Annotated in this window: 24 protein-coding genes; 15 read left to right on the forward strand and 9 right to left on the reverse strand. The window is 70.3% G+C overall.

The window, feature by feature from the left end:
* Window positions 1-121: 121 nt before the first annotated feature.
* On the forward strand, window positions 122-1999 hold the full coding sequence (locus C6N31_RS32870) for a phospholipase C (protein ID WP_198358854.1): 1878 nt from the start codon (window positions 122-124) through the stop codon (window positions 1997-1999).
* Window positions 2000-2053: 54 nt separating this feature from the next.
* Here the strand turns inward: C6N31_RS32870 and C6N31_RS32875 are convergent, their stop codons facing one another.
* Entirely contained in the window at window positions 2054-2236 is a 183-nt protein-coding gene (locus tag C6N31_RS32875; protein WP_198358881.1) for a hypothetical protein, read from the reverse strand.
* Between C6N31_RS32875 and C6N31_RS32880 the strand changes: the two genes are divergently transcribed.
* Window positions 2175-2468: an MmyB family transcriptional regulator gene (locus tag C6N31_RS32880; RefSeq protein ID WP_198358856.1), complete on the forward strand. Its 294-nt coding sequence runs from the start codon at window positions 2175-2177 to the stop codon at window positions 2466-2468. The genes C6N31_RS32875 and C6N31_RS32880 overlap by 62 nt on opposite strands.
* A gap of 32 nt (window positions 2469-2500) precedes the next feature.
* Here C6N31_RS32880 and C6N31_RS32885 read toward each other — a convergent pair whose 3' ends face one another.
* Window positions 2501-3121 carry a TetR/AcrR family transcriptional regulator gene (locus C6N31_RS32885; protein WP_187145166.1) on the reverse strand — a complete coding sequence of 207 codons (621 nt, stop codon included), beginning with the start codon at window positions 3119-3121 and terminating at the stop codon, window positions 2501-2503.
* Window positions 3122-3174: 53 nt separating this feature from the next.
* Between C6N31_RS32885 and C6N31_RS32890 the strand changes: the two genes are divergently transcribed.
* The 3 genes from C6N31_RS32890 (at window position 3175) to C6N31_RS32900 (ending at window position 6244) form a co-directional block, all read left to right on the forward strand.
* Window positions 3175-4503 (forward strand): aldehyde dehydrogenase family protein, encoded by a 1329-nt coding sequence (locus C6N31_RS32890; protein WP_138356666.1) that lies wholly within the window; start codon window positions 3175-3177, stop codon window positions 4501-4503.
* A gap of 127 nt (window positions 4504-4630) precedes the next feature.
* Window positions 4631-5779: a serine hydrolase domain-containing protein gene (locus C6N31_RS32895; protein ID WP_138356667.1), complete on the forward strand. Its 1149-nt coding sequence runs from the start codon at window positions 4631-4633 to the stop codon at window positions 5777-5779.
* A gap of 96 nt (window positions 5780-5875) precedes the next feature.
* On the forward strand, window positions 5876-6244 hold the full coding sequence (locus C6N31_RS32900) for a VOC family protein (RefSeq protein WP_164294139.1): 369 nt from the start codon (window positions 5876-5878) through the stop codon (window positions 6242-6244).
* Window positions 6245-6310: 66 nt separating this feature from the next.
* On the opposite strand, the gene C6N31_RS32905 is transcribed toward C6N31_RS32900, so the two are convergent.
* Both C6N31_RS32905 and C6N31_RS32910 read right to left on the reverse strand, forming a co-directional pair.
* Window positions 6311-6577: a DUF6295 family protein gene (locus C6N31_RS32905; protein ID WP_198358858.1), complete on the reverse strand. Its 267-nt coding sequence runs from the start codon at window positions 6575-6577 to the stop codon at window positions 6311-6313.
* Window positions 6578-6579: 2 nt separating this feature from the next.
* Window positions 6580-7323, reverse strand: coding sequence for a dienelactone hydrolase family protein (locus C6N31_RS32910; RefSeq protein WP_198358860.1), 744 nt, complete (start codon window positions 7321-7323; stop codon window positions 6580-6582).
* 42 nt (window positions 7324-7365) lie between these two features.
* Here C6N31_RS32910 and C6N31_RS32915 point away from each other — a divergent pair, with 42 nt between their 5' ends.
* The 5 genes from C6N31_RS32915 (at window position 7366) to C6N31_RS32935 (ending at window position 14816) form a co-directional block, all read left to right on the forward strand.
* Window positions 7366-7809, forward strand: coding sequence for a MarR family winged helix-turn-helix transcriptional regulator (locus tag C6N31_RS32915; RefSeq protein ID WP_138356671.1), 444 nt, complete (start codon window positions 7366-7368; stop codon window positions 7807-7809).
* 91 nt (window positions 7810-7900) lie between these two features.
* Entirely contained in the window at window positions 7901-9394 is a 1494-nt protein-coding gene (locus tag C6N31_RS32920) for a 3' terminal RNA ribose 2'-O-methyltransferase Hen1 (RefSeq protein ID WP_198358861.1), read from the forward strand.
* On the forward strand, window positions 9391-11967 hold the full coding sequence (locus C6N31_RS32925) for a polynucleotide kinase-phosphatase (protein WP_138356673.1): 2577 nt from the start codon (window positions 9391-9393) through the stop codon (window positions 11965-11967). Before C6N31_RS32920 ends, C6N31_RS32925 begins: the two co-directional genes overlap by 4 nt.
* Window positions 11968-12217: 250 nt before the next feature.
* Window positions 12218-12586, forward strand: coding sequence for a DUF805 domain-containing protein (locus tag C6N31_RS32930; protein ID WP_138356674.1), 369 nt, complete (start codon window positions 12218-12220; stop codon window positions 12584-12586).
* 232 nt (window positions 12587-12818) lie between these two features.
* Window positions 12819-14816 (forward strand): elongation factor G, encoded by a 1998-nt coding sequence (locus C6N31_RS32935; RefSeq protein WP_138356675.1) that lies wholly within the window; start codon window positions 12819-12821, stop codon window positions 14814-14816.
* A 57-nt stretch (window positions 14817-14873) separates the two neighbouring features.
* On the opposite strand, the gene C6N31_RS32940 is transcribed toward C6N31_RS32935, so the two are convergent.
* A complete protein-coding gene (locus tag C6N31_RS32940) occupies window positions 14874-15467 on the reverse strand; it encodes a TetR/AcrR family transcriptional regulator (RefSeq protein ID WP_138356676.1) in 594 nt (197 codons plus the stop codon).
* Between the two features lie 92 nt (window positions 15468-15559).
* Here C6N31_RS32940 and C6N31_RS32945 point away from each other — a divergent pair, with 92 nt between their 5' ends.
* Together C6N31_RS32945 and C6N31_RS32950 are read left to right on the forward strand one after the other, a co-directional pair.
* The gene (locus C6N31_RS32945; RefSeq protein WP_138356677.1) at window positions 15560-15985 is read left to right on the forward strand and encodes a nuclear transport factor 2 family protein; all 426 of its coding nucleotides are present in this window, start codon (window positions 15560-15562) and stop codon (window positions 15983-15985) included.
* A complete protein-coding gene (locus tag C6N31_RS32950; RefSeq protein WP_138356678.1) occupies window positions 15982-16836 on the forward strand; it encodes an NmrA family NAD(P)-binding protein in 855 nt (284 codons plus the stop codon). The genes C6N31_RS32945 and C6N31_RS32950 overlap by 4 nt, the downstream gene beginning before the upstream one ends.
* A 40-nt stretch (window positions 16837-16876) precedes the next feature.
* On the opposite strand, the gene C6N31_RS32955 is transcribed toward C6N31_RS32950, so the two are convergent.
* Window positions 16877-17791 (reverse strand): S41 family peptidase, encoded by a 915-nt coding sequence (locus tag C6N31_RS32955; protein WP_138356679.1) that lies wholly within the window; start codon window positions 17789-17791, stop codon window positions 16877-16879.
* A 57-nt stretch (window positions 17792-17848) separates the two neighbouring features.
* Here C6N31_RS32955 and C6N31_RS32960 point away from each other — a divergent pair, with 57 nt between their 5' ends.
* Complete coding sequence (locus tag C6N31_RS32960; protein WP_198358863.1) at window positions 17849-18391, forward strand: ArsR/SmtB family transcription factor; 543 nt, start codon at window positions 17849-17851, stop codon at window positions 18389-18391.
* Here C6N31_RS32960 and C6N31_RS32965 read toward each other — a convergent pair.
* Window positions 18388-19173, reverse strand: a complete 786-nt coding sequence (locus tag C6N31_RS32965; RefSeq protein WP_244809672.1) for a VOC family protein — start codon at window positions 19171-19173, stop codon at window positions 18388-18390. The genes C6N31_RS32960 and C6N31_RS32965 overlap by 4 nt on opposite strands.
* Before the next feature lie 190 nt (window positions 19174-19363).
* Window positions 19364-20401 (reverse strand): PHP domain-containing protein, encoded by a 1038-nt coding sequence (locus C6N31_RS32970; RefSeq protein ID WP_138356682.1) that lies wholly within the window; start codon window positions 20399-20401, stop codon window positions 19364-19366.
* Window positions 20402-20705: 304 nt separating this feature from the next.
* Between C6N31_RS32970 and asnB the strand changes: the two genes are divergently transcribed.
* Window positions 20706-22529, forward strand: coding sequence for an asparagine synthase (glutamine-hydrolyzing) (asnB, locus tag C6N31_RS32975; RefSeq protein WP_198358864.1), 1824 nt, complete (start codon window positions 20706-20708; stop codon window positions 22527-22529).
* Between the two features lie 101 nt (window positions 22530-22630).
* A complete protein-coding gene (locus tag C6N31_RS32980; protein WP_138356684.1) occupies window positions 22631-23851 on the forward strand; it encodes an acetyl-CoA C-acyltransferase in 1221 nt (406 codons plus the stop codon).
* Here the strand turns inward: C6N31_RS32980 and C6N31_RS45715 are convergent.
* Window positions 23793-25151, reverse strand: a complete 1359-nt coding sequence (locus tag C6N31_RS45715) for a site-specific integrase (protein WP_306665044.1) — start codon at window positions 25149-25151, stop codon at window positions 23793-23795. The two genes, C6N31_RS32980 and C6N31_RS45715, sit on opposite strands and share 59 nt — an antisense overlap.
* Window positions 25152-25172 lie beyond the last annotated feature (21 nt).

Consider the following 25172-nt stretch of genomic DNA (forward strand, 5'->3'; position numbering starts at 1 on the left):
TGTTCCTGACCGGCTGTTCATCCGCACGACACTGATAGGCGGTCAGGGTGTCGCGGGCCGAACGAAGGATCGCGTTCCGTAACCTACATCGCGACCGGTCGACAGCGGAGGCTGACAGAACATGGGCAACGCAGGAAGAGCGACGGATCCCGGACGCCGGGCCGCGCGCTGGGGAGCATGCGCAGGTGCCGCGGCACTCACCCTCCTCAGCGGGGCGGGCCCCGCCCGGGCGGACTCCCCCGACTACCACCCCGGCGGCGCCGCGACGACCACCCCGGTCAAGCATCTGGTGGTCATCTTCCAGGAGAACGTCTCGTTCGACCACTACTTCGGCACCTACCCGGTGGCGGCGAACACCGACGGTACGACGTTCACCGCGGACAAGCGCACCCCGAAGAACATCGACACCCTGCGCACCGCCGGCCTGCTGAAGAAGAACCCGAACCAGTACCTGCCCAAGCGCCTCGGCCCGGAGCAGGCCATGACCTGCGACCAGAACCACAACTACGGCCCCGAGCAGTACGCGGCCAACGGCGGCAAGGCCGACGAGTACGTCCAGAACACCGACTCCGGCAAGTGCTCCGGCAACCTGTTCGGCGAGCCCGGCCTGGTCATGGACTACTACGACGGCAACACCGTCACCGCGATGTGGAACTACGCCCAGCACTACTCGCTCGGCGACAACTCCTACGGCACGACCTACGGACCGTCGACCCCCGGGGCCATCAATCTGATCTCCGCGCAGACCCACGGAGTGATCTCCGTCGACCCGGCCTCCGGCACCGAGCACCCGAAGCAGACGGCGACGCCCGACCCGTACGCCGTCGTCTCGCCCGACGCCAAGGGCGTCGGCACGTTGATCAACGACCCGGACCCGGCCTTCGACGACTGCTCGGACGCCGACCACAGCAGCAAGAACGCCCTCGCGGTTCTGCAGGGCCGCAACATCGGTGATCTGCTCAACGCCCAGAAGGTCAGCTGGGGCTGGTTCCAGGGCGGATTCCGCCCCAGTACCGCCTGGGACGGGCAGCAGGGCCACTACGCGAAGTGCGCCGGCACCACCCACGCCAACCTGGGCGGCGCCCAGGTCGTTGACTACAGCCCGCACCACTCGCCGTTCCAGTACTACAGGTCGACGTCGAACCCGCACCACCTGGCGCCCGCGAGCGTCGCCGAGATCGGCCACAACGGGCCGGCCAACCACACCTACGACCTCACCGACTTCGACAGCGCGCTGAAGGCGGGGAACCTGCCCTCGGTCAGCTTCCTCAAGGCGCCGGAATTCCAGGACGGCCACGCCGCCTACTCCGACCCGATCGATGAGCAGCACTTCCTCGTCGAGCAGATCAACAAGGTGCAGCAGTCGCCGCAGTGGAAGGACACCGCCGTTGTCGTCGCCTACGACGACTCCGACGGCTGGTACGACCATGCCTACGCCAAGCCGGCGAACGGCTCGAAGAACACCGCGATCGGCTCCAACGGCAAGACGGTCGACAGCCCCGCCTGCCAGGCCGGCCCCGCCGCGGCCGGTGGCTACGCCGACCGCTGCGGCCCCGGCACGCGTCAGCCGCTACTGGTCATCTCCCCCTACAGCAAGGTCAACTCCGTTGACCACACCCGCACCGAGCAGGCCTCGATCACCCGGTTCATCGAGGACAACTGGCACACCGACCGCATCGGCGACGCCTCCTTCGACACCCGTGCCGGATCGCTCGCGTCGGCCTTCGACTTCCAGCACCCCAACGGCAAGCAGGTGCTGCTCAACACGGACGGCTCGGTGACGTCCGTCAAGGACATCCCCAAGAACCCGGTGCCGGTGCCCGCGCCGTCAGCGTCCACGGGTCCGGCCAGCAACATGGCTCCGCAGACGCTCGCCGACACCGGTTCCTCCTCGGCCGTCCTCCCCTTCGGCATCACCGCCGGAGTACTCGCGGCCGGCGGCGCCGGCCTCGCGCTGCTGATCCACCGCCGCAAGGCCCGCACGAACACCGCGCGGTAGAGAACCCCGAAGGAAGGCCGCCCCCGGGGATCTTGGGGGCGGCCTTCGACTCGCTCAGCGCGTGGGCGGCGTGGTGGTGAGCGGGGTGAGTTGCTGGATGTCGTGACGGGCCCGGATCGCCGCGATCTCCGCCTGGTCGGGCGGACCTCCGGCACCGAGCACGGCCGCGCGTGCGGTGCTCAGCCAGTTCCGGGCCGCCGTCGGGGAGCAGCCGGACGATCCGCGATCCGCCGTCATGGTGGCCGAGCTGTCCGAGGCCAGCCCGGAGTTCCGGGCGTGGTGGGCGGAGTACCCGGTCCGCTATTTCCGCCCGGCCACAACGGCGATCGATCACCCCCGGATCGGGCGGCTGGACCTGGAGATCTACCAGGTGCGCCCGGTCGAGGATCCCGACCTGCTGCTCGTCCTGCAGGTGCCGGTGGGCGAGGACGGTCTCCAACGGGTTCTCGCACTGCTCGACGATGTCTGAAGGCGGGAGCGGACGATCGGCGGACCCGGCGGTCAGGCGGGGCGGGCCCCGAGGGCTCGCAGCAGGAACGGGCGCAGTTCGCGGGCCATCGCTTCGCCCGTGGGTGACGGCGAGGACGGGCCGGGCGTCAGGAACACCCGGCTGACCATCGCTCCCACCACCAGGTCGGCCAGCACGTGCGTGTCCTCCAGGGGCGGGATGTCGCCCCGCCCGACCGCGCGCGCCACCAGCGCGGCGGCCCGGTCCCGGACGGGCTGGACGACGGCGTCGTCGAGGACCTGGGCCAGCGCCGGGTTGTGGGCTGCCTCACCGATCAGGACGTGCAGCAGCCGGCCTCCCGGTCCGTCCAGGGTTCTCGCCTTGTCCCGCAGGAGCGCGGTGAGGTCTCCGTCGAGGGTGCCGGTGTCCTCGCCCGGTCCGAGGTCACGGGCCCACTGGGTGGCCGTGCCGATGACCAGGTCCTGCTTCGAGCTCCACCGGCGGTAGAGCGTCGCCGTGGACACGCCGGCCCGTTTGGCGACCTCGGCCGTCGTCAGCCCGCCGTAGCCCTTCTCGTACAGGACCTCGAGGGTGGCTTCGAGCAGGACGCGGTCACGGCCGATGTCACGGCGCCTGCCCCGTACGGGGGAATCGTTCTCGGTGTGCTCGGTCACGTCATCAGGGTATACGAAACGAAAGCTTTTCGTTTTGTGTACCGTTGGGTCTCATGACACACCATGACGAAACCCCGGACCTGGACGCCACCGGCGTCGTCGACCGCCTGCGCTCCGCCTTCGCCACCGGTCGCACCAAGCCGACGGCCTGGCGCCGCGCCCAGCTCGAAGCCCTGCGCACCCTCCTCGTGGACAACAGCGACGAGATCACCGCTGCTCTGCGATCGGACCTGGGAAAGGGCCTCAAGGAGGGCTACCGGACGGAGGTGGGCTTCACGATCAACGAGATCGACCACACCCTCGCACACCTCGACACCTGGCTGGCCCCGCGCCCCGCCGCGCTTCCCGACAAGCTCCTGCCGGCGCAGGCGTACGTCGTCCGTGACCCGCTCGGCGTGGTCCTGGTCATCGCGCCGTGGAACTATCCCCTCCAGCTCGCCCTGACGCCGGTGGTCGGAGCGCTGGCGGCCGGCAATTGCGTCGTCGTCAAGCCCAGCGAGCTGGCGCCCGCGACCTCCGCCGCGATGGCCCGGCTCCTCCCCCGCTACCTCGACACCGAGGCCGTGGCGGTCGTCGAAGGCGCGATCCCGGAGACCACCGCGCTGCTGGAGCAGCATTTCGACCACATCTTCTACACCGGCAACGGTGCCGTCGGCCGGATCGTCATGACCGCCGCCGCCAAGCACCTGACGCCGGTCACGCTGGAGCTCGGCGGCAAGAGCCCCGTGGTCCTCGACCAGGACGCCGATCTGGCCGCGGCCGCGCAGCGGATCGCGTTCGGGAAGTTCCTCAACGCCGGCCAGACCTGCGTCGCCCCCGACTACGTGCTGGCCATCGGCGACACGGCCAAGGCCGTCGAGCCGTACCTCGCCTCGGCCGTGCACGATCTGTACGGCGCCGACCCCGCCGCTTCCGCCGAATACGGGCGCATCGTCAACGAGCGGCACTTCGACCGGCTCACCGGCCTCCTCGACAGCGGACGCACCGTGACCGGCGGCACGCACGACCGCGCGACGCGTTACCTGGCACCCACCGTGCTCGCCGATGTCGCCCCCGACTCCCCCGTCATGAAGGAGGAGATCTTCGGCCCGGTCCTGCCCATCGTGTCCGTGCCGGACCTCGACGCCGCGATCGCGTTCATCAACGAGCGCGACAAGCCGCTCGCCCTGTACGCGTTCACCGCGTCCGACGACACCAAGCAGCGCCTGCTGACCGAGACCTCCTCCGGCGCGCTCACCTTCGGCATCCCGGTGGCTCACCTCACCGCCCCGGAACTCCCCTTCGGCGGCGTCGGCGAGAGCGGGATGGGCCGGTATCACGGCGAGTACTCGATCGACACCTTCAGCCACAGCAAGGCGGTGCTGGACAAGCCACTGTCGTGACGGGGGGTTGGGCGGGCGGCTGGACCGGGGTCGCGCCGGGCCGGATCGAATCGGACGGCTCGGGACCGATGACTCCGTGCCGCGCCGGGAGTCCTGTTTCCGACCGCACACTCGAGAAGGTGGACCGATGACGAACCTGCACGACATCCTCAAAACGCATGTCAGCGACGGGCCGACGCCGGGAGCGGTGGGTCTGGTGGCTCGCGGCGACCAGGTGGAGGTGCAGGTCGTCGGTTCCGCCGACGTCGACGGCATCTCTCCGATGGTGAGGGATTCGATCTTCCGCATCGCTTCGATCACCAAACCCGTGATTGCCGCGGCGCTCATGATGCTCGTCGACGACGGCCGGATCGCGCTGGACAACCCGGTCGGGCAGTGGCTGCCGGAACTGGCGTCGCCGACGGTCGTCCGTACCCCGGCCGGCCCGGTCGACGATGTGGTCCCGGCCGCCAGAGCGATCACGGTGGCCGATCTGCTCACCTTCCGCGCCGGGTACGGCTTCCCGTCCGACTTCTCGCTGCCCGCGGTCGGTCTGCTGTTCAGCGAGCTGAAGCAAGGACCGCCCCAGCCGCAGCTCACCGCGGCGCCGGACGCCTGGATGGCGACGCTCGCCGGCATTCCGCTGCTCCACCAGCCGGGCGAGGTCTGGCTGTACAACACCTGCTCCGACATCCTGGGTGTGCTGATCGCCCGGGTTGCGGGCCGTCCGTTGCCCGAGTTCCTGGCCGACCGGCTCTTCGAGCCGCTCGGCATGGCCGACACGGGATTCGACGTACCGGCCGGCAAACTCGACCGGTTCACCAGCTACTACCGAACCGATCCGGCAGGCGGACCCGAGCTGGTCGACGCCCCCGACGGGCAGTGGAGCAGCCCGCCGGCCTTCCCGTCCGGCGCCGGCGGACTGGTCTCGACCGTCGACGACTACTACGCCTTCGCCCGGCTGCTGCTCGCCGACGGAACCGTCGACGGCCGCCGGTTGCTGTCCTCCGCATCGGTGCGGCAGATGACCACCGACCACCTCACCCGGTCGCAGCGCGATGCCGGCCTGCTGTTCCTCGAGGGCCAGGGCTGGGGCTTCGGCGGCTCCGTCGACGTCGCGGCCGTCGACCCGTGGAACGTGCCGGGACGCTACGGCTGGGTCGGCGGCACCGGAACGGCGGCTCACATCACCCCGTCCACCGGCGCGGTCACCATCCTGCTCAGCCAACTGGAGATGTCCGGCCCGACCCCGCCCGCCGTGATGCGGGACTTCTGGCGCTACGCGGCGGACGCCTGAGAGCCGGGGCCCGACGCGACGAGGGCTCCCCGTCCGCGCGGCTCAGTCGCTGTGCCGGTGCTGCCGCCGGCTGCCGGCGACTGCCAGAATCGACCCATGCTGCGAATCGGCTCCATCGTGCTGGGTGTCTCGGACGTGCCGCGCGCGGCGGCCTTCTGGATGGAAGCCCTGGGATACGTGCCGCGTGAAGAGGCCGAGGACGACTGGGTGGTCCTGGTACCGGCGGAAGGCACCGGGGCACAGCTGTCCCTCGGCCGCAGCGAGACGCCGGTCCAGGACCAGCCGCGGATCCATCTCGACCTCTACGCCGGAGACGCGGCCGACCAGGCCGCCGAGGTCGAGCGGTTGGTGTCCCTCGGCGCCGAGCGCGTCGACTGGGACTTCTATCCCGACGACGCGGATTTCATCGTGCTCGCCGACCCGGAGGGCAACCGCTTCTGCGTCATCGACACCACACACGGCTGACGAGCGCCCTACGGCTCCCGCCTGGTCAATCGTCGGCGGCCACGAGAAGGCTGCAGCGACCCGCCGTCAGACCGCCAGCTCGGCCGGGACCGCCGCCAGGGCTTCCTGGATGGCGGCGATCAGCCGGCGGCCGGATTCCTCGGTCAGTTCGAGGGCGACGCGCGCCGAGGGGCCCTTGGAGGGGTCGGCGAAGTCGATGTTGAGGGTGTGCTCGGCCATGGCGTGCACGGGGTGGTCGAAGTACACCGTCACATCGGTGACATGGAACCAGGAGCCGTTCGGCCCCTTGGCGCTGCCGTCGACGGAGTCCTTGACGGTCGTGTAGGTGCACATGCTCAGGCCCCCAGGTGGTCGGCGTAGAAGGCGGTGATCCGTTCCCAGCCGTCGTTGGCCGCCGCCACGTTGTAGGCGGGGCGGTCCGTCGAGAAGAAGGCGTGGCCCGCGCCCTCATAGCTGTGGAACTCGAAGTCCTTGCCGTTGGCGGTCAGGATCTGCCCCAGTTCGGCCACCTGCTCGGGGGTGGGGTACTTGTCCTCGGCGCCGAACAGCCCGAGCAGCGGAGCGCGGAGCCGGGGCAGCTGGTCGACCAGGTTGGTGATCCGCAGCGGGAACTCCGCCGGCACGGTGCCGGTGACGAACGCGCCGTAGCAGTCCACCGCGGCGTCCAGGTCCAGGTTGCAGGCCGCCAGCACACTCTGCCGGCCGCCCGAGCAGTAGCCGATCACGCCGACCTTGCCGTTGCTGGTGGGCAGCGCCCGCAGGTGGGCCGCCGTGGCGGCGACGTCGCCGATCAGCCGCGCGTCCGGGACTCCGCCGTTCGCCCTGCCCACCGCCGCCGCGTCATCGGGAGCGGCGCCCGGTGCCTCGCGGAAGTAGAGGTTGGGGCAGATCGCGTCGTAGCCGAGCTCGGCGAAGCGGCGGACGATCTCCTTGGTGCCTCGGTCGTAGCCGGGCATGTGGTGGATGACGACCACACCACCACGCTGCTCCTGGCCGTGGGGCCGGGCCAGGTACGCCTCCATCTCGTCGCCGCCGTGCCCGGTGATCCGGATGGTTTCGGCAGTCAGGGAATCACTCATGAGACACCTATATCATAAGGGAGAACTGATAAGTTTATACTGATGACTGTGATGATCCAGAGTGACGCGGCACGCATCGCGGCCGACCTGCGCGCCTGTCTGGGGCCGATGGTTCGCAGACTGCGGCAGGTGAAGCCGGACGGCGAACTGACCCTGTCGCAGACCTCGGTACTGGTGCGGCTCGGCCGCGAAGGCCCCGCCGCCGCGGCCGAGCTCGCCGCGGGTGAGGGCATCCGCCCGCAGTCGATGTCCACGATCATCTCCGGGCTGCAGGAGCGTGGGCTGGTGGCCCGGGCTCCGGACCCGGACGACGGCCGCCGGATCGTGCTCTCGCTCACCGATGCGGGACGGGAAGGCCTGTTGGGGGCCCACAAGGAACGCGCCCGCCGGCTGACCCGGGCCATCTCCGAGGAACTGACCCCTGCCGAGCGGGCACAACTGGCCGCCGCCATCCCGCTGCTCGAGCGCATCGCCCGGAGCGTCTGACCACCGGGCCGTCGCTCCGCAGGGGGCGCCGAGCCTGTTCTGTCACCAAAATGCCTGGTGGCAGCGGGTGAAGCCATTAATACTCGTGCATGTGTTCCTGACGATATCTCTCACCGGCAACGACGAGCGTCCCGCAACGGACCTCGGCTTCCTGCTGCACAAGCACCCGGAGAAGGCCCAGGCCTTCTCGACCTCCTACGGCGACGCGCACGTCTTCTACCCCGAGGCGTCCGCACAGATCTGCACGGCAGCGCTCCTGCTGGAGGTGGATCCGGTGGCGCTGGTGCGGCGTGCCAAGGGCACGGGCAAGGACCGGGGCGGGGCGCCCGACGCGGCGCTCGCGCAGTATGTGAACGACCGGCCGTACGCGGCCTCGTCACTGCTGGCCGTCGCGTTGCGCACGGTGTTCTCCAGCGCCCTGCGCGGAGAGTGCCGCACGCACCCCGAACGCGCCGCGGCCCCGCTGCCGCTGCGCATCGAGGTACCGGTGCTGCCCGCCCGTGGTGGCGCCGACCTGGTGCGGGCGCTGTTCGAGCCGCTGGGCTGGACCGTCGGAGCCGAACCCATCGCGCTGGACCCGCAGTTCCCCGAGTGGGGCGACTCGCGGTACGTACGGCTGACGCTGGAGGGTGAGCTGCGGCTGTCGGACGCGCTGCGGCACCTGTATGTCCTGCTGCCGGTCCTGGACGACTCCAAGCACTACTGGATCTCGTCCGACGAGGTCGACAAACTGCTGCGCTTCGGTGAGGGCTGGCTGGAGAACCACCCCGAGCAGCAGCTGATCGCCAGCCGCTATCTGTCCCGCCGCCGGGCCCTGACGCGCCAGGCCATGGAGCGTCTGGAGCTGGCCCGGCTCGCGGACGCCGACGACATCGAGGTCGAGGAGATCGACAACGCGGTCGACGAGAGCACCGACACCGAGGAGAAGCCGGCACCGCTGGCAGCCCAGCGGCGCGACGCGATCCTCGAAGCGCTGCGCTCCGCGGGCGCGGCCCGGGTGCTGGACCTCGGCTGCGGGCAGGGTCAGCTGGTCGGCGAACTGCTGAAGGACGTCCGCTTCTCCGAGATCGTCGGCGTCGACGTATCGGTGCGGGCGCTGCACACGGCGTCCCGCCGGCTGCGTCTGGAGCAGATGGGAGAACACCGGGCCGCCCGCGTCAAGCTCCTGCAGGGCTCGCTGACGTACACCGACACCCGGCTCAAGGGCTATGACGCCGCCGTGCTCAGCGAGGTCATCGAACACCTCGACCTGCCGCGGCTGCCGGCCCTGGAGTACGCCGTCTTCGGCGCCGCCCGGCCCGGGACCGTCATCGTCACGACACCGAACTCCGAGTACAACGTGCGGTGGGAGACGCTGCCCGCGGGACACGTCCGGCACGCGGACCACCGGTTCGAGTGGACCCGCGCGGAGTTCCGCGACTGGGCGGACCGCGTCGCGCAGCGGCACGGCTACCACGTGGCGTACGTCCCGGTAGGACCGGACGACCCCGAGGTCGGCCCGCCGACGCAGCTGGCGGCCTTCACCCGGAAATCCGACCAGACCTCACCGACCGCTCAGACCCCGAAGGAGGAGTCGGCCGCATGACCAGCAAGCGCACACTTCCCGTGACCGACCTGTCCCTCGTGGTCCTCATCGGAGCCACCGGCTCCGGCAAGTCGACGTTCGCCGCCCGTCACTTCAAACCCACCGAGATCCTGTCCTCCGACTTCTGCCGCGGCCTGGTCAGCGACGACGAGAACGACCAGGGTTCCAGCCGTGACGCCTTCGAGGTGCTGCACTACATCGCGGGCAAGCGGCTCGCCGCAGGACGCCTGACCGTCATCGACGCGACCAGCGTCCAGAGCGAGAGCCGCAAGCAGCTCATCGGCCTCGCCCGCCAGTACGACGTGCTGCCGATCGCCATCGTCCTCGACGTGCCCGAGCAGATCTGCGCCGAGCGCAACGCAGCGCGCCCCGACCGGGCCGGCATGCCCAAGCACGTCGTCCAGCGCCACCAGCGCGAACTGCGCCGCTCCCTGCGCGGACTGGAGCGTGAGGGCTTCCGCAAGGTGCACATCCTGCGCGGTACCGAGGAGATCGACGACGCCGAGATCGTCCTGGAGCGCCGCTACAACGACCTGCGGCACCTGAGCGGGCCGTTCGACATCATCGGCGACATCCACGGCTGCCGTTCCGAGCTGGAGACGCTGCTCAACAAGCTCGGCTACGCCCTGGAACGGGACGCGGCGGGCCGGCCGGTGGGCGCCGTGCACCCGCTCGGGCGCACCGCCGTTTTCGTCGGGGACCTCGTCGACCGCGGTCCCGACAGCCCCGGCGTGCTGCGCCTCGTCATGGGCATGGTCGCCGCCGGTTCGGCGCTGTGTGTGCCGGGCAACCACGAGAACAAGCTGGGCCGCTACCTCAAGGGCCGCAACGTGCAGCACACCCACGGGCTCGCCGAGACCATCGAGCAGTTGGACAAGATCTCCGGCGAGGAGCCGGAGTTCGCCGCCCGCGCGCTGGAGTTCATCGAGTCGCTCGTCAGCCACTACGTGCTCGACGAGGGCAAGCTCGTGGTCTGCCACGCCGGCCTGCCCGAGAAGTACCACGGCCGTACCTCCGGCCGGGTCCGCTCGCACGCGCTCTACGGCGACACCACGGGCGAGACCGACGAGTTCGGCCTGCCCGTCCGCTACCCGTGGGCCGAGGACTACCGGGGCCGCGCCACCGTCGTGTACGGGCACACGCCCGTCCCCGACACGTCGTGGATCAACAACACCATCTGCCTCGACACCGGCGCGGTGTTCGGCGGCAAGATGACCGCGCTGCGCTGGCCCGAGCGCGAACTCGTCGACGTGCCGGCCGAGCGCGTCTGGTACGAGCCGGTGAAGCCGCTCGTCACCGAGACACCGGGCGGCCACGACGGCCGACCGCTGGACCTCGCCGACGTGGCGGGCCGTCGCGCGGTCGAGACGTCGCAGCACGGCAGGGTCGCGGTCCGCGAGGAGAACGCGGCCGCCGCGCTGGAGGTCATGAGCCGGTTCGCGGTCGACCCGCGGCTGCTCGCCTACCTGCCGCCGACGATGTCGCCCTGCGCGACCTCGCAGGAGGAGGGCTATCTGGAGCACCCGCACGAGGCCTTCGCGGCCTACCGTGCGGACGGTGTGCGCCAGGTGGTGTGCGAGGAGAAGCACATGGGCTCGCGCGCGGTGGCGCTGGTCTGCCGTGACGCGGAGGTGGCACGGGCACGCTTCGGTGTCACCGAGCCGGGGGTGAGCGGCGCGCTGCACACCCGCACCGGGCGCCCGTTCTTCGACGACCCGGCGGTCACCGAGCAGATCCTGGCCCGCCTGCGGGAAGCCGTCACCACCGCCGGGCTGTGGGACGAACTGGAGACGGACTGGCTGCTGCTCGACGCCGAGTTGATGCCCTGGTCGCTGAAGGCGTCCGGTCTGCTGCGCCGGCAGTACGCCGCCGTGGGCGCCGCGTCGGGCGCGGTGTTCCCGGGCGCGATCGCCGCCCTGGAGGCCGCCTCCGCACGTGGCACCGCGGTGTCGGACCTGCTCGCGCGCCAGCGCGGCCGGGCCACCGACGCCGCCGCGTTCACCGACGCGTACCGGCGCTACTGCTGGCCGACCGAGGGCCTGGACGGGGTGCGTCTCGCGCCCTTCCAGATCCTGGCCGTCCAGGGCCGCAGCCTCGCCGCGCTCCCGCACGACGAGCAGCTCACGCTGATCGACCGCCTGGTCTCCAACGACCCGACGGGACTGCTGCAGGCGACCCGGCGGATCGTCGTCGACACCGCCGACGAGCAGTCGGTCGCGGCGGGTACCGAGTGGTGGCTGGAACTGACCGGCGCCGGCGGCGAGGGCATGGTCGTCAAGCCGCTCCAGGCCCTGGTCCGGGGCGGGAACGGGCGCCTCGTCCAGCCCGGCATCAAGTGCCGGGGCCGCGAGTACCTGCGGATCATCTACGGCCCCGAGTACACCCGTCCGGACAACCTCACCAAGCTGCGCTCCCGCTTCCTGGGCCACAAGCGCTCACTCGCGCTGCGCGAGTACGCCCTCGGCCTGGAAGCCCTGGACCGACTGTCGGCGGGCGAACCCCTGTGGCGTGTCCACGAGGCGGTCTTCGCGGTCCTGGCCCTGGAGTCAGAACCGGTCGACCCGAGGCTCTGACCGCAATCCCGGCCGGCGGGCAACAGCTTCCTTCCACGCGTCTCTTGAGCCCCCTGACCCTCCCGGTTCCCCTGGCACCCAGGGGCCAGGGGGCCTCATAAGATCCGCGAGAAGCCTGCCCGCCGACCGGGACCAGCCGGTCCTCAACCAGGGGGACATTTCCCCTTGACCAGTGCACATCACCCCCATATGGTTCTCCCGTCTGGCTTGATCCACTAGGACGGGCCTATCAGTCCTATGGGGGGACGAAATGCACTACTACCTCGACGTACTCAAGAAATATGCGGTATTCGGCGGGCGCGCACGGTGCCGGGAATACTGGATGTTCACCCTGTTCCACAGCATCATCATCGCCGCCCTGATGATCCTGGACTGGGCGATCGGATCGCCGTGGCTCGTACTGGTGTACATCGTTCCGACATTCCTTCCCGCCTTGGGAGTCACCGTCCGCCGGCTGCACGACAGCGGGCGCAGAGGGTGGTGGGTGCTCCTCGGAGCCGTCCCGCTCATTGGCGACATCTGCCTGCTGGTCATGCTGAGCGCCGACAGCGAGCAGCAGACGAACGCGTTCGGCCCGAACCCCAAGGCCGTCCCGGTGCGGGACGCCCACTTCGCCTGACCTTGAGCGGCCGATGCCGCCCGCATTTCTCCGACTGCCCGCCGGCCTCGCCGGTGGGCAGTCGGCGTTCCGGTGCTTCGAACCCCGGGGCCATAAAGCGGTTGCCTCCCGGGGCGGCCGTCTGCTGCACTTCCCTTTGACAGCCCGATCGATCCAGGAGTCCCGATTATGTGCGGAACGTTCATGTCCATCCAGGAGGGAATTGCCATCTATCTCAAGGACATGACACCGAGTGCATACGCTGAACCTGGGAATCCTGGCGCATGTTGACGCCGGAAAGACAAGCCTGACCGAGCGGCTGCTCCACGCCGCAGGGGTCATCGACACGATCGGCCGTGTCGATGACGGCAGTACGCAGACCGATTCGATGTCGCTGGAACGGCAACGCGGCATCACCATCAAGTCCGCCGTCGCCTCGTTCGTCGTCGACGACGTCACCGTCAATCTGATCGACACCCCCGGCCACCCGGATTTCATCGCCGAGGTGGAGCGGGTGCTGAACGTGCTCGACGGAGCTGTGCTGGTCATCTCCGCCGTGGAGGGCGTGCAGGCGCAGACCCGTGTGCTGATGCGCACGCTGCAGCGGCTGGGGATTCCCACGCTGATCTTCGTCAACAAGATCGACCGCAGTGGAGCCCAGTACGACGACGTGCTCCGTAGCATCGCCGAGAAACTGGCTCCGGCGAGCATCTCGATGGGCCCGGCCACCGCGCTCGGCACGCGCGGCGCAACGTCCCGGCCCTACAACGCCGCCGACGCCGATTTCAGGTCCGGACTCGTCGATCTCCTCACCGGTCGCGACGAAGCGCTGCTGGCAGCGTATGTCGACGACGAGGCCGCGCTCTCCTGTCCCCGGCTGCGGGGCGAACTCGCGGCGCAGACGAAGCGGGCGCTGGTGCATCCGGTGTTCTTCGGCTCGGCGATCACCGGTGCGGGGGTCGATGCGCTGATCTCCGGGATCACCGAACTGCTGCCCACCGCCGAGGACGATGCCGACGGTCCGGTCTCGGGCACCGTCTTCAAGGTCGAACGGGGTTCTGCCGGGGAGAAGATCGCATACGTCCGGATGTTCTCGGGGACCGTGCGGGTGCGGGACCGCCTGCCGTTCCGTGGGGACGAGGAGGGGAAGGTCACCGCGCTCAGCGTCTACGAGCGCGGCTCGGACGTCCCGGGTGACGCCCTCACCGCGGGTCAGATCGGCAAGCTGTGGGGAATCGGCGATGTCCGTATCGGTGACGCCATCGGCGTTCCGCGCGCGACGCGACCGGACGGTCACCACTTCGCCCCGCCGACCCTGGAGACGATCGTCGCGCCGCTTCGCCCCGCCGACAAGGGAGCACTGCACGTCGCCCTGACACAGCTCGCGGAGCAGGACCCGTTGATCAACCTGCGCCAGGACGGTCTCCGCCAGGAGACCTCCGTCTCGCTCTACGGCGAAGTACAGAAAGAGGTCATCCAGGCCACTTTGGCGAACGACTTCGGCGTCGACGTCGCCTTCCGCGAGACGACGACGATTCACATCGAACGGCCGGTCGGCACCGGCGCGGCCGCCGAGTTCATCCACGTCGATCCCAATCCGTTCCTCGCGACGGTGGGACTGCGCATCGACCCGGCACCGGTCGGCAGTGGTGTCGGGTTCCGGCTGGAGGTCGAACTCGGCTCGATGCCGTACTCGTTCTTCAAGGCGGTCGAGGAGACCGTCAGGACGACGCTGGAGCAGGGGATCCACGGCTGGCAGGTCACCGACTGCACGGTCACCATGACGCATTCCGGCTATGCGGCACGGCAGAGTCACGCTCATGCCGTCTTCGACAAGAGCATGTCGAGCACCGCCGGGGACTTCCGCAACCTGACGCCTCTGGTGCTGATGAGCGCGCTGCAGCAGGCGGTGAGCCGGGTGTACGAGCCGATGCACCGGTTCGGCCTGGACATCCCCGCGGACATGTTCGGGCTGGTGCTGCCCGTGCTCGCACGGCTGCGTGCCGTACCGCAGACCTCGGCGGTACGGGGCTCGTCGTACGTGGTGGAGGGCGAGATCCCGGCCGCCTCGGTGCACGCACTGGAGCGGCAGATGCCGTCGCTGACGCGCGGCGAAGGCGTACTCGAGTGCGCATTCGACCACTACCAACCGGTCTGCGGTGCGGTCCCCGACCGGCCGCGGTCGGACCACGATCCGCTCCACCGCAGGGAGTACCTGATGCGGGTCACCCGCCGGGCGGCCGGAGGGTGACGGCTCATCAGGGCCGACGACCACGGCCGAGGCCGCGCCCCGCACGGAAGCACCGGATCAGCCGTCCGTTGCCCGTGATCTCAGGACCCTGGCGGCGAAGGCCGCCAGGTGGGCCCGCAACTGCTTGCGAGACGTCCGCTGTTGGCCGACGAGGTGTTCCACGAGGTCGGCGCGGGTGGCGGCGAGCAGCGCGTGGGCGGTGAAGTCGCTGTCGGCGAATCCGGGAATCCGTTCCAGCGCGGTCCGGAGGGTGCCGTGCCACAGCTCGTAGTGCTCTGCCGCATAAGGGCTGTCGCCGCCGGTTCCCTCCAGCGCGAGGGCGAGGTGGCGGTTGTCGAGCTTGAAGCACAGAAGGGCGTCGAGGAGGGCGGGTACCCGCTGGAGGGGCGGGGTGGTGGGCCCCAGAGGTGGCGCCCCCTCCTCGGCGGCGAGCCGGATCGGCGCGAGCCGCGTCTCGTACAGCGCCTGGATCAGACCGGTGCGGTCGCCGAACCCCCGGAAGAGCGTTGCCTTGCCGACGCCGGCCGCCGCCGCGATGTCGGCCATGGTGACCGACTGAGGGCTCTCGCACTGGGCGAAGAGTGTGTCGGCGGCGGCGAGAACGGCCTCCCGGTTGCGCGTGGCGTCCGCGCGTGGCTTGCGTTCGGTCATGCGGTTCCTCCGGTTGCAAAACGGACCCCGGGTCCGTATCGTCTCCCATATGAAACGGACCCACGGTCCGTATCGTACGGGATGGAGCAACCATGAGCGTGACCACCGCACCGGCGGACCTCTACCGCCACGGCCTGCAGCTACTGCTGGACAAGGACATCCCCGCCTGGACCGACCTGTGGGACGAGGACGGGATCCTCGAGTTCCCCTTCGCCCCGGACGGCTGGCCGAAGCGGCTGGAGGGCAAGGCGGCCGTGGCCGAGTACATGCGCGGCTACCCCGACCACATAGACCTGCACGACTTCCCCTCCGTGGAGATCCACCAGACCGTCGTCCCGGAGACCATCGTGGTCGAGATGCGCGCCGTGGGCCGCCTGGTGGAGACCGACGGCCCCTTCGAGATGACCTACATCGCCGTGGTCACCGTCAGGAACGGCCTCATCACCGGCTACCGCGACTACTGGAACCCGCTCGCCGTCCAGGACCCCGCCACCGACTTCGCCGGGAGCAACCGATGACCGGGTCCGAGAAGTTCACCCTGGTCATCGGTGCCACCGGCACCACCGGCAGCCGCGTCGCCGCGCGGCTGGCCGCCGAAGGGCGGCGCGTCAGGGCCGCCGGCCGACGCGCCACCCCCGTGGCCGGGGCCGTTCCCGTACGGTTCGACTGGGACGACCCCACCTCCTTCGAAGCCGCGCTCGACGGCGCGGACCGGGTCTATCTCATCCCGCCGCTCGGAGCTCCGGACCCGGCAGCCGTCATGCTGCCCTTCCTCCGGCAGGCCCGCGCCGCCGGCGTCCACCGGGCGGTCCTGCTCAGCTCGTCGGCGATCCCCGCCGGCGGCCCCGCCGTGGGGCAGGTGCACCAGGCCCTGCCCGGCCTGTTCTCCGAGTGGGCGGTCCTGCGCCCCTCGTGGTTCATGCAGAACTTCACCGGCGACCACGCGCACGCCCGGACCATCAGAGCGGACGGGACCATCCGAACGGCGGCCGGTGAGGGCCGCGTCGGGTTCGTCGACGCCGACGACATCGCCGCCGTCGCCGTACACGCACTGACCGCGGCACAGGCCCCGAACACCAACCTGATCATCACCGGTCCGCAGGCCCTGAGTTACGACGACATCGCCGCCGTCCTCACCCGGGCCACCGGCCGGACCGTCACCCATGACCGGCTGACCTACGAGCAGATGCGCGACCGCCTGGCCGCCGACATGCCCGCCGGGTTCGCCGCGATGCTCGCCGGCATGGACCGCGCCATCGCCGAAGGCGCCGAGGACCGCACCACCGACACCGTCCAGCGCCTCACCGGTCGCGCACCGCACAGCTTCCGCGCTTTCGCGGAACGGGAGTTGGACCGGATCCGGGGCTGAGGTCCCCCGGATCCCCGCCGCCGCGAGCCCGAGGGACGCGTCAGCCGGTAGCGTCCGTCAACCGGGTACGGGCCAGCGCGTGGGCGCGGTCGAGGGCGTCGGCAGCGGCGCAGACGACGTCCGGCTGTACGCCGGTGCCCTCCCAGTCGGTGCCGGAGACCGGGTTGATCGCGCGGCCGGTCGGGATGCTCGCCTCCAGATGCGGGTGCACCGTCCAGCCCTGGCGGGGATGCGCACCGCCGAGCGTCACATCGCCGACGACAACGGCACGGCCCAACTGCTGCAGGTCGTAGGCCAGTTCCTCCGCAGCGGAGAAGGTGCTGCCGCTGGTCAGCACGTACAGCGGCTTGCTGCCGCCGAAGCGTGCTCCGGGGACGTACGGCAGGCTCCAGGACTGCCCGAACCGTTCACCGTCGCGCCAGTACATGGTGTTGAGGTGGGTGCGCTCATCGAGCAGGTAGCTGCAGACGAACGCGACCGTGTCCGGGTCCCCGCCGCGGTTGCCGCGCACGTCCAGAACGAGGGCGTCGGCCCGGGCGACCAGGGTGAGCGCGGCCGCCAGCGGCTCGGCGGCCCAGTCCAGCGGGAAGAGCATGGGAGTCAGCTCCAGCACGGCGACCCCGCCGTCCCGCAGCTCCACCCGGGGAACACCGCCGAGCGTGGCGTCGAAATCCCTGCGCATGGCGGCCAGGGCGGCAGCGCCCCGCTCCTTCGGCACCGGTTCGGTGTGATGGAGCAGCCGCAGGTGCCGGTCGCCGTTGACCGACTGCAGGTCGGTCGTGACCAGCCGGCTGAGCTCCTCCGCGCTGTCGACGTCGTACGCCCCCTCGGCGAGGCGCCGCCGCAACAGGGTCGCGAGGCGCTCGGCCTCTTCGGGGAAAACGTAGTGCTCCAGAACGAGTTGGGCCGTCTCCTCGATGACGGGAGCGGTACTGATCTGCGTCATGGTGGTCATGGCAGGGAGTAGAACACCGCTCTTCCAAAAGCGTCAAGAGTATTGGACACTTAGCTCATGCCCGAGCAACCCTCTTACCCCCCGACGCCTCAGGAAGTCCAGGAGATCGGCTCGCCGGAGCAGTTCGCGGCGCTCGCCCACCCGCTGCGCCAACGGCTGCTGTTCGCCCTGGGCCTTCGCCCCGCCACCATCAGCCAGCTCGCGGCGCACCTCGAGACCGCCAAGGGCAACGTCGCACACCACCTGAAGGTGCTGCGGACGGCCGGCCTCGTCCACGTCGCCGAGACCCGGCAGGTCCGGGGCGGCACCGAGCAGTACTACCAGCGCGTCGCCCGGCGCATGATCGTCGCCGAACCCGAGGCGGCCGGCACGGCGGCGATGCTCGGCGCCTTCGCCCAGGAACTGGACCGCTCCCCCGCCGAGACCCATCTGACCCTGCGCCACTTGCACCTGAGCCCCGCCAAGGCGCAACGTCTCGGCGAAAGGCTGGCCCGGCTGATCGACGAGACCGAGGAGGACGCCGAGTCCGAACCGGTGCACGGCATGCTGTTCGCCCTGTACCAGCACGCACAGCTCCCCGAACCCGGCGGTTCGGCCTAGACCGTGTCCGACGGCTGGTGGGGCGTCGCTTCCTCCGGGCCGATCTCCGCGGTCTGTGCGGCGACGCTGAACAGCGTGCCTTCCGGATCCCGGAGGAGTGTCGCCAAACCCGGCGCGGTGTCGTCCGGCGCGCTGACGATCGCTCCGCCCGCCGCTTCGGCGCGTTCTGCGGCCATGTTCGGGTGGGGGGTTCTGAAGGTGACCTGCCAGCGCGGGCGGACCTTCGGGTCCGGGGCCTCCTCCACCGCTCCGCCGTGCAGGGCGGCCACCGTGCGGCCGTTGATGTCGACGAACACCTGGTCGTTCTCGTACCGCAGGGTGCAGCGCTCGGGTGGTTCGGTGTCCCAGCCCAGGGCCTCGCTGTAGAAGATCGCCGCCGCGAAGACATCCCGGGTGTGCAGCTCGATCCACAGACCCCGACCGCCGCCCCTGGGGGACCAGTGCGGCTCCCGTGGCCCTTCCCACAGGGCGAACGGCGCGCCTGCCGGATCGATGGCCCAGGCCACCCGGCCCGGACCGAACGGGAGTGGGCCGACGGCGACGGTACCGCCCCGTTCACGGATCCGCCCGGCGGCACGGTCCACGCTGTCGACCGCGAAGTGCACCGACCAGCAGGCCGGAACGCCGAAGGAGTGTCCTGTCTCGCCGAGACCGGCGATCGGTTCGCCGTCGCTGATCGCCTCGGCGTACTCGTCGAGCCCGAATCCGGGCCGGTACTGCCAGCCGAGCACGCGGTTGTAGAAGGCCTTGCTCGCCGGCAGGTCGGCGGCGGTCAGGGTCACCCAACACGGCGCTCCCTGGACCGCGCTTTCAGAAGGAGCCATGTCTGCAGCCTCGCCTCACGCAGGGGGACACCGTTCACTTTGCCACTGTTCATGCCTGTTCGCTGGCGTTGACACCCTTATGCCGCACGTGGACCCGACAGCGGCCGCGGACCGGTACCGCGAACGGCGGTCACGGCCGACAGGGTCGTCACGCAGAGTCACCGTCCGAGGGCGGCTTCCGGGTACGTGTCCACTCCGTGAGCTGGGGTGCGGTCCAGGTGTTGACGACCCGCTCCGCCGGCACTCCGCAGGTCTCGGCGCGCGCGCATCCCAGAATCTGCCAGTCGAGCTGACCGGGCGCGTGGGCGTCCGTGTCGACGGCGAAGAACACCCCGGCGTCGACGGCCTGGACCAGCAGGTCGCGCGGCGGGTCCAGCCGTTCCGGGCGGCTGTTGATCTCGACCGCCGTTCCGGCCTCCGCGCAGGCCGCGAAGACCTCTGCCGCGTCGAACTGCGACGGCGGGCGGTTCCGCCCCGACAGCAGACGGCCGGTGCAGTGCCCCAGGACGTCCATCAGCGGGTTGCCGACCGCATTGATCATGCGCCGGGTCATGGCGGGAGAGTCCATCCGCAGCTCGGAGTGGCTCGAGGCGACCACCAGATCGAGCTGGTCGAGCAGGTCGGGTTCCTGGTCGAGGGAGCCGTCGGCGAGGATGTCGCACTCGATACCCGTCAGCAGGCGGAACGGAGCCCACCGCTCGTTCAGTTCGGCCACCACCTCCAGCTGCCGGCGCAGCCGCTCGGCCGTCAGTCCGTTGGCGATGGTCAGGCGGGGCGAGTGGTCGGTGAGCACAGCCCATTCGTGCCCGAGTTCCGCCGCGGTCCGGCCCATCGCCTCGATGGGGCTGCCGCCGTCCGACCAGTCCGAATGCAGATGGCAGTCGCCGCGCAGCAGGGCGCGCAGCGCCGTTCCGCCCTCCGCGAGCGGCGCCGCCGCCTCCGCCTCCAGCCGTTCGAGGTAGCCGGGCACGGCCCCGGCCAGCGCCTCTTTGACGACCTGGGCCGTCTTGGGACCGATGCCCTTCTCCGCCTGCAGCGTGCCGGCCGCCGACCGTGCGGCGACCTCCTCGGGCCCTAGCCCCGCGACCACCTCCGACGCCGTACGGAACGCATCCACCCGGTACGTCGCCGCTTGGGCGCGCTCCAGCAGAAAGGCGATCCGGTCCAGCGCCTTCACCGGTTCCATCGTGGCCTCCTCGGGCCGGCCGCCTGCCTCCGCCGGTCGCCGTCGCCGCGGGAGCGGCACGTCGGCGGGCCCGCCGCACCGTTCCACTCTCGCCCGGCACCGCTGCCGGCGCACCCCGGACGCCCTGCGCGCCGGATCACCGTGCTCCGACGGTGACCTGGTCGGGCCTTGATCGTTTCAGTGATGGCGGCCGGCGCAGTGAGTCCGGTCGCGGATCCGTAGCCGCGGCCGGCACACGCGTCACGGGGCGGGGTCCTGGGATTTACAGCCTGCCGCGCGTGCGGAGGCGTGGGGAGTTTCACCGATGTGTGGGCTGGCCGGCTATGCCGGGTTCGCGGGTTGCGCGCCCTCGGGGACCGAAGAGGTCTCCCTCAAGGAGATGACGGAGACGCTGGCCTGCCGGGGGCCGGATGCCTCGGCTGCCTGGACCGGGGATGCGGCGGGGCTGGGGCACACCCGCCTGGCCACCGTCGACCTGATCGGCGGGCGTCAGCCGCTGGTGCTGACGCGGGGCGGGCCCACGGCTCTGGCGGTGGTGTTCACCGGTGAGGTGTACAACCACGCGGAGCTGCGGGCGGAACTGACCGCGCGCGGGCGCCGGTTCAGGACCCGCTGCGACAGCGAGGTGGTACTGCAGGCCGTCGACGCCTGGGGCGAACAGGCTCCGGCCCGCATGGAGGGGATGTTCGCGTACGCGGCATGGGAGCCCGCGCACCGGCGGCTGACCCTGGTGCGCGACCGGTTCGGGATCAAGCCGCTGTGCTACGCGCGGACCAGCGATGGGGTGGTGTTCGGCTCCGAGCCCAAGGCGGTGCTGGCGCACCCTGCCGTGCCGGCCCGGCTGGAGCTGGACGGGCTGCGGGAACTGTTGCTGTCCGCCCACCCGATGATCAAGACACCGGGGCGCAGCGCCTTCGCGGGGCTACGGGAGATCGAGCCCGGCACCGTGACGACCCTGACTCCCGACGGTGTGCGTACCCGCCGCTACTGGTCGCTGACGCCCGCCGAACACCGTGACGACCTTCCGACCACGGTGGAGCGGGTGCGCACCCTGCTGGGCCAGGCCGTCACCGGGCAGTTGCGGGCCGATGTCCCGGTCAGTGTCCTGCTGTCCGGCGGGCTGGACTCCAGCGCCATCGCCGCCCTGGCCCGCCCCGAGGTCGACGTCCTGCACACGCTGTCGGTGGACCTGGGCGCCGGCGCCTCCGGCCAGGACGCCATGGAGCGCGACCCGGACGGACCCTACGCCGACCTGATGGTGCGCCATCTGGACACCGCGCACCGCACGGTCGCCCCGGCGGCCCAGGATCTCGCGGATCCGTCCCACCGCTCCCGTGTCGGCTCTTTGCGCGACGGGTTGACGATGGGCGACTTCGACACGTCGCTGATGCTGCTGTTCCGCGCGGTCCGCGAGCACTTCCCGGTCACCCTGTCCGGAGAGGGGGCCGATGAAATCTTCGGCGGCTACCGCTGGTTCACCCCTCGGGTTACGGCAGTAGAATCCTTTCCCTGGGACACCGTGCTGGACCGGTCGGACCTCACCCGGCTGCTCGACCCCGCTCTGGCCGCGGCTCTGGAACTGCCCGCGCACCGCGCCGACCTGCACGCGGCCGCAGCCGCCGAGATCGAGCACCTGCCGGGCACCACGCCCGGCGAGGCCGCGCTGCGCCGCGACAGCTACCTCAACCTGACCCGTTTCCTGCCCTGCCTGCTGGACCGCACCGACCGTCTCAGCATGGGCTCAGGCCTGGAGGTCCGGGTTCCGTTCCTTGACCACCGGCTGGTCGAGTACGTCTTCAACACCCCCTGGGAGTTCAAGACCTTCGACGGCCGCGAGAAGAGCCTGCTGCGCGCCGCCGTCGCGGACCTGCTCCCCCCACCGGTCCTGGCCCGCCGCAAGAGCCCCTATCCGATGGTCCGCGACCCCGCCTACCGTGCCGCGCTCACCGGTCAGGTCAGCCGGCTGCTCGCCACCGGAAGCCCGGCCACCGACCTGCTCGACGTGCGCGCGGTGCGGAGTCTGCTGCTGGAACCCTCCGGCACGAAACGTTTCCCCCGTGAGGGGCTGGAGCTCGTCCTGGACCTGGACCTGTGGCTGCGCACCCACCGGCCCGCTCTGCACCTCTGAATCTCCGCCCACCTCCGGACACGCGCCGGAACTTCTCCTGGCACTACGAACACCGCCCCGAACGTCCCCTCCCACCACCCCGATCGCACAGGATGTCCGCCATGCAGCACGCCGTGATCGTCTCCACCGTCCGCACACCCATCGGCCGCGCCCACAAGGGCTCGCTGGCCGCGGTGCGCCCCGACGACCTGCTCGCCCGTACCGTCGCCGAGGCCCTCGCCCGCGTTCCGGGGCTGCTACCGGAAAGCGTGGACGACCTGGTCGTCGGCTGTGCGCTGCCCGGCGGGGAGCAGGGGTTCAACATCGCCCGGATCGCCGCGATCCTGCTCGGCTGGGACCACGTCCCCGGCGTCACCGTCAACCGCTTCTGCACCTCCTCCCTGCAGGCCGTCCGCATGGCCGCCCAGGCCGTGCGCTGCGGTGACGCCGATGTCGTCGTCGCGGCCGGGGTCGAGTCCCAGTCCCGGCTCGCCCACGGCAGCTCGGACACCTGGCCCGGCACCGAGAACCCCGCCTTCGGAGTCGCCGGGCAGCGCACCGTCGAGCGCTCAGGCCCGGGCACGGCGCCCTGGAGCGACCCTCGGGACAAGGGCGGGACGCCCGACCCCTACATCCCGGTAGGTCTCGCCGCCGAGAACGTCGCCGACGTCTACGGCATCACCCGCACCGACATGGACGCCTACGCCGCCCGTTCCCACCGGCTCACCCAACTCGCCCTCGCCGAGAGCTTCCACTTCGGTGACATCGTCGCGGTGAAGAGCCCTGACGGTACGACCACCGCGACGGACGACTGCCCCCGCACCGGAGTGACCGAACGGACCCTCGCCGCCCTGCCGCCGCGCTTCCGTCCCGACGGCCGGATCACCGTGGGCAACAGCGCGCCACTGTCGGACGGAGCCGCGGCCGTCGTCGTGATGTCCGAGGAGTACGCCCGCGCCCACGGCCACATCCCGCTGGCCAGGATCCTCTCGACCGGCGTCAGCGCCGCCACACCCGAGACCGAAGGCCCGGCCCCGGTCGCCGCGACCCGGACGGCACTCGCGCGGGCCGGGCTGTCGCTGTCGGACCTCGACACCGTCGCCGGGAACGAGCCCTTCGCCGCCCAGGTCCTGGCCTACTGCGCCGAACTGGGCCTGGACCCCGAGCGGATGAACCCGCACGGCGGGTCCATCGCCCTGGGCGAGCCGTACGGAGCGGCCGGGGCCCGGCTGACCACCACCGCGCTCACGGCGCTGCGCCATGACGACCGGAGCACCGCCCTGGTCAGCGTCGTCGCCGCGGGAGGTCAGGGCATGGCCATGGTCCTGGAGCGCACCTCGTAGACCGGTCCGCCGCCGACCGTGCGGCGGACCGCGTCCGGGCCGGGAACAGCGTCAACGACCTTGCAGGGCCTTGACGTTGTTCCCGAACGCCACATGCAGAGCTCTCACCTGCGAGAGCACGGTTTCCGGGGCGAGTATCCCAGCACCAACCCAGCACGGGAGCGGCGTCCCAGCACAGCAAGCGCAGGCACCGGTCAGGTCGCCTCTGCCAATGCCGACTGCATGATGCCTCGACATCGGTCCCATGACTCTGGAACGAGGTGACCGTAGATGTCGACCGTATCGACTTGTGGCCGAGCCAGCGCGAAACCTCGTGAATCGGGATGCCGGCCGCCAGTGCGGTCGAAGCAAAAAAGTGCCTCAACGAGTGCGGATGGTATCGCGGCCTGCCCTCTGCATCGACCAAACCGGCGGCCACGCACGCCCTCTTGAAGTAATGGCCGTAGGTATTTGCGGTGGGCATGACCTCCCTCCCCGGTTCGCGAGGGGCGAAGAACACCTCGACCTGCCGAATCTTCCCCACCGCATTCTGGAAAGTGAGCGGGATCGGAGCCCACACCTGAACATGGGCGTCGATCTCGGCGCAAAGGAAGGGGGCGGCCGGGACCTCGCGGTACTCCCCCTCTTCTCGGTGCTTCAGAGGTATGAGGCGAGCCTTGCAGTCCTCGCGATACGCCCTCCGGCTGACCTGCCAACGAACCCGGATCACGTCGCGGCGTAGGCACCCGACATGGAAGGCCAGAGCTTCGCTGACCCGCAACCCAGCCCCCGCCTGAAGCCAGACGGTCAACTTGTACCGCTGTGGCATGCACTCATGAAGACGGCGGACCTCGGGAAGAGTCGGAATCTCGTCCTCGTCGACTGCTTGGCTTCCGGCGGCGTTCTTCACATCCCTGGCCGGATCCTCCCGGATCCGTTTCTCTCTCTTTGCTACCCCTGCGATCGGCCTATGGCCGAGCATCGGTATGAGATGGTTATCGATAAAGCCCTTGTAATTTACATACGTAGACTCCCCAATTATTCGGCGGGCAAGCCAGTCCTCAGCATAGGCGCCCACTGTAATCTTGCCCGCATTGGGGTCAACGTAAAGACCGTCGTCCTTGTCGGTTTCGACCCTCGCCGCGAAGACATCGGCCCCGCCCGGACCCGTCTTCTTGGCGAAGGTTTTTTCGCGCTGACGCGCTGTCCTACCGCCCGGCTCGCGATATCGCACTGTCCACGAGTGGCCGCAACGGGGCTTCACGCAAGGATATGCGGCGGCCTTCGGATCAGACTTGCATCGCTGGAAAACCGTAGCCATGCGTGGCACCTTTCGGCTATA

Source organism: Streptomyces fildesensis, from assembly GCF_016107395.1.
Lineage (GTDB): Bacteria > Actinomycetota > Actinomycetes > Streptomycetales > Streptomycetaceae > Actinacidiphila > Actinacidiphila fildesensis.

Bases quoted from the DNA above. Each gene is read 5' to 3' on its own strand.
- C6N31_RS32890 (WP_138356666.1), top strand. From the start codon at position 3,175: ATGACACACCATGACGAAACCCCGGACCTGGACGCCACCGGCGTCGTC.
- C6N31_RS32930 (WP_138356674.1), top strand. From the start codon at position 12,218: ATGCACTACTACCTCGACGTACTCAAGAAATATGCGGTATTCGGCGGG.
- C6N31_RS32870 (WP_198358854.1), top strand. From the start codon at position 122: ATGGGCAACGCAGGAAGAGCGACGGATCCCGGACGCCGGGCCGCGCGC.
- C6N31_RS32940 (WP_138356676.1), bottom strand. From the start codon at position 15,467: ATGACCGAACGCAAGCCACGCGCGGACGCCACGCGCAACCGGGAGGCC.
- C6N31_RS32950 (WP_138356678.1), top strand. From the start codon at position 15,982: ATGACCGGGTCCGAGAAGTTCACCCTGGTCATCGGTGCCACCGGCACC.
- C6N31_RS32895 (WP_138356667.1), top strand. From the start codon at position 4,631: ATGACGAACCTGCACGACATCCTCAAAACGCATGTCAGCGACGGGCCG.
- C6N31_RS32905 (WP_198358858.1), bottom strand. From the start codon at position 6,577: ATGTGCACCTACACGACCGTCAAGGACTCCGTCGACGGCAGCGCCAAG.
- asnB (WP_198358864.1), top strand. From the start codon at position 20,706: ATGTGTGGGCTGGCCGGCTATGCCGGGTTCGCGGGTTGCGCGCCCTCG.
- C6N31_RS32900 (WP_164294139.1), top strand. From the start codon at position 5,876: ATGCTGCGAATCGGCTCCATCGTGCTGGGTGTCTCGGACGTGCCGCGC.
- C6N31_RS32915 (WP_138356671.1), top strand. From the start codon at position 7,366: ATGACTGTGATGATCCAGAGTGACGCGGCACGCATCGCGGCCGACCTG.
- C6N31_RS32945 (WP_138356677.1), top strand. From the start codon at position 15,560: ATGAGCGTGACCACCGCACCGGCGGACCTCTACCGCCACGGCCTGCAG.
- C6N31_RS32925 (WP_138356673.1), top strand. From the start codon at position 9,391: ATGACCAGCAAGCGCACACTTCCCGTGACCGACCTGTCCCTCGTGGTC.
- C6N31_RS32960 (WP_198358863.1), top strand. From the start codon at position 17,849: ATGCCCGAGCAACCCTCTTACCCCCCGACGCCTCAGGAAGTCCAGGAG.
- C6N31_RS32910 (WP_198358860.1), bottom strand. From the start codon at position 7,323: ATGAGTGATTCCCTGACTGCCGAAACCATCCGGATCACCGGGCACGGC.
- C6N31_RS32875 (WP_198358881.1), bottom strand. From the start codon at position 2,236: ATGACGGCGGATCGCGGATCGTCCGGCTGCTCCCCGACGGCGGCCCGG.
- C6N31_RS45715 (WP_306665044.1), bottom strand. From the start codon at position 25,151: ATGGCTACGGTTTTCCAGCGATGCAAGTCTGATCCGAAGGCCGCCGCA.
- C6N31_RS32980 (WP_138356684.1), top strand. From the start codon at position 22,631: ATGCAGCACGCCGTGATCGTCTCCACCGTCCGCACACCCATCGGCCGC.
- C6N31_RS32955 (WP_138356679.1), bottom strand. From the start codon at position 17,791: ATGACCACCATGACGCAGATCAGTACCGCTCCCGTCATCGAGGAGACG.
- C6N31_RS32970 (WP_138356682.1), bottom strand. From the start codon at position 20,401: ATGGAACCGGTGAAGGCGCTGGACCGGATCGCCTTTCTGCTGGAGCGC.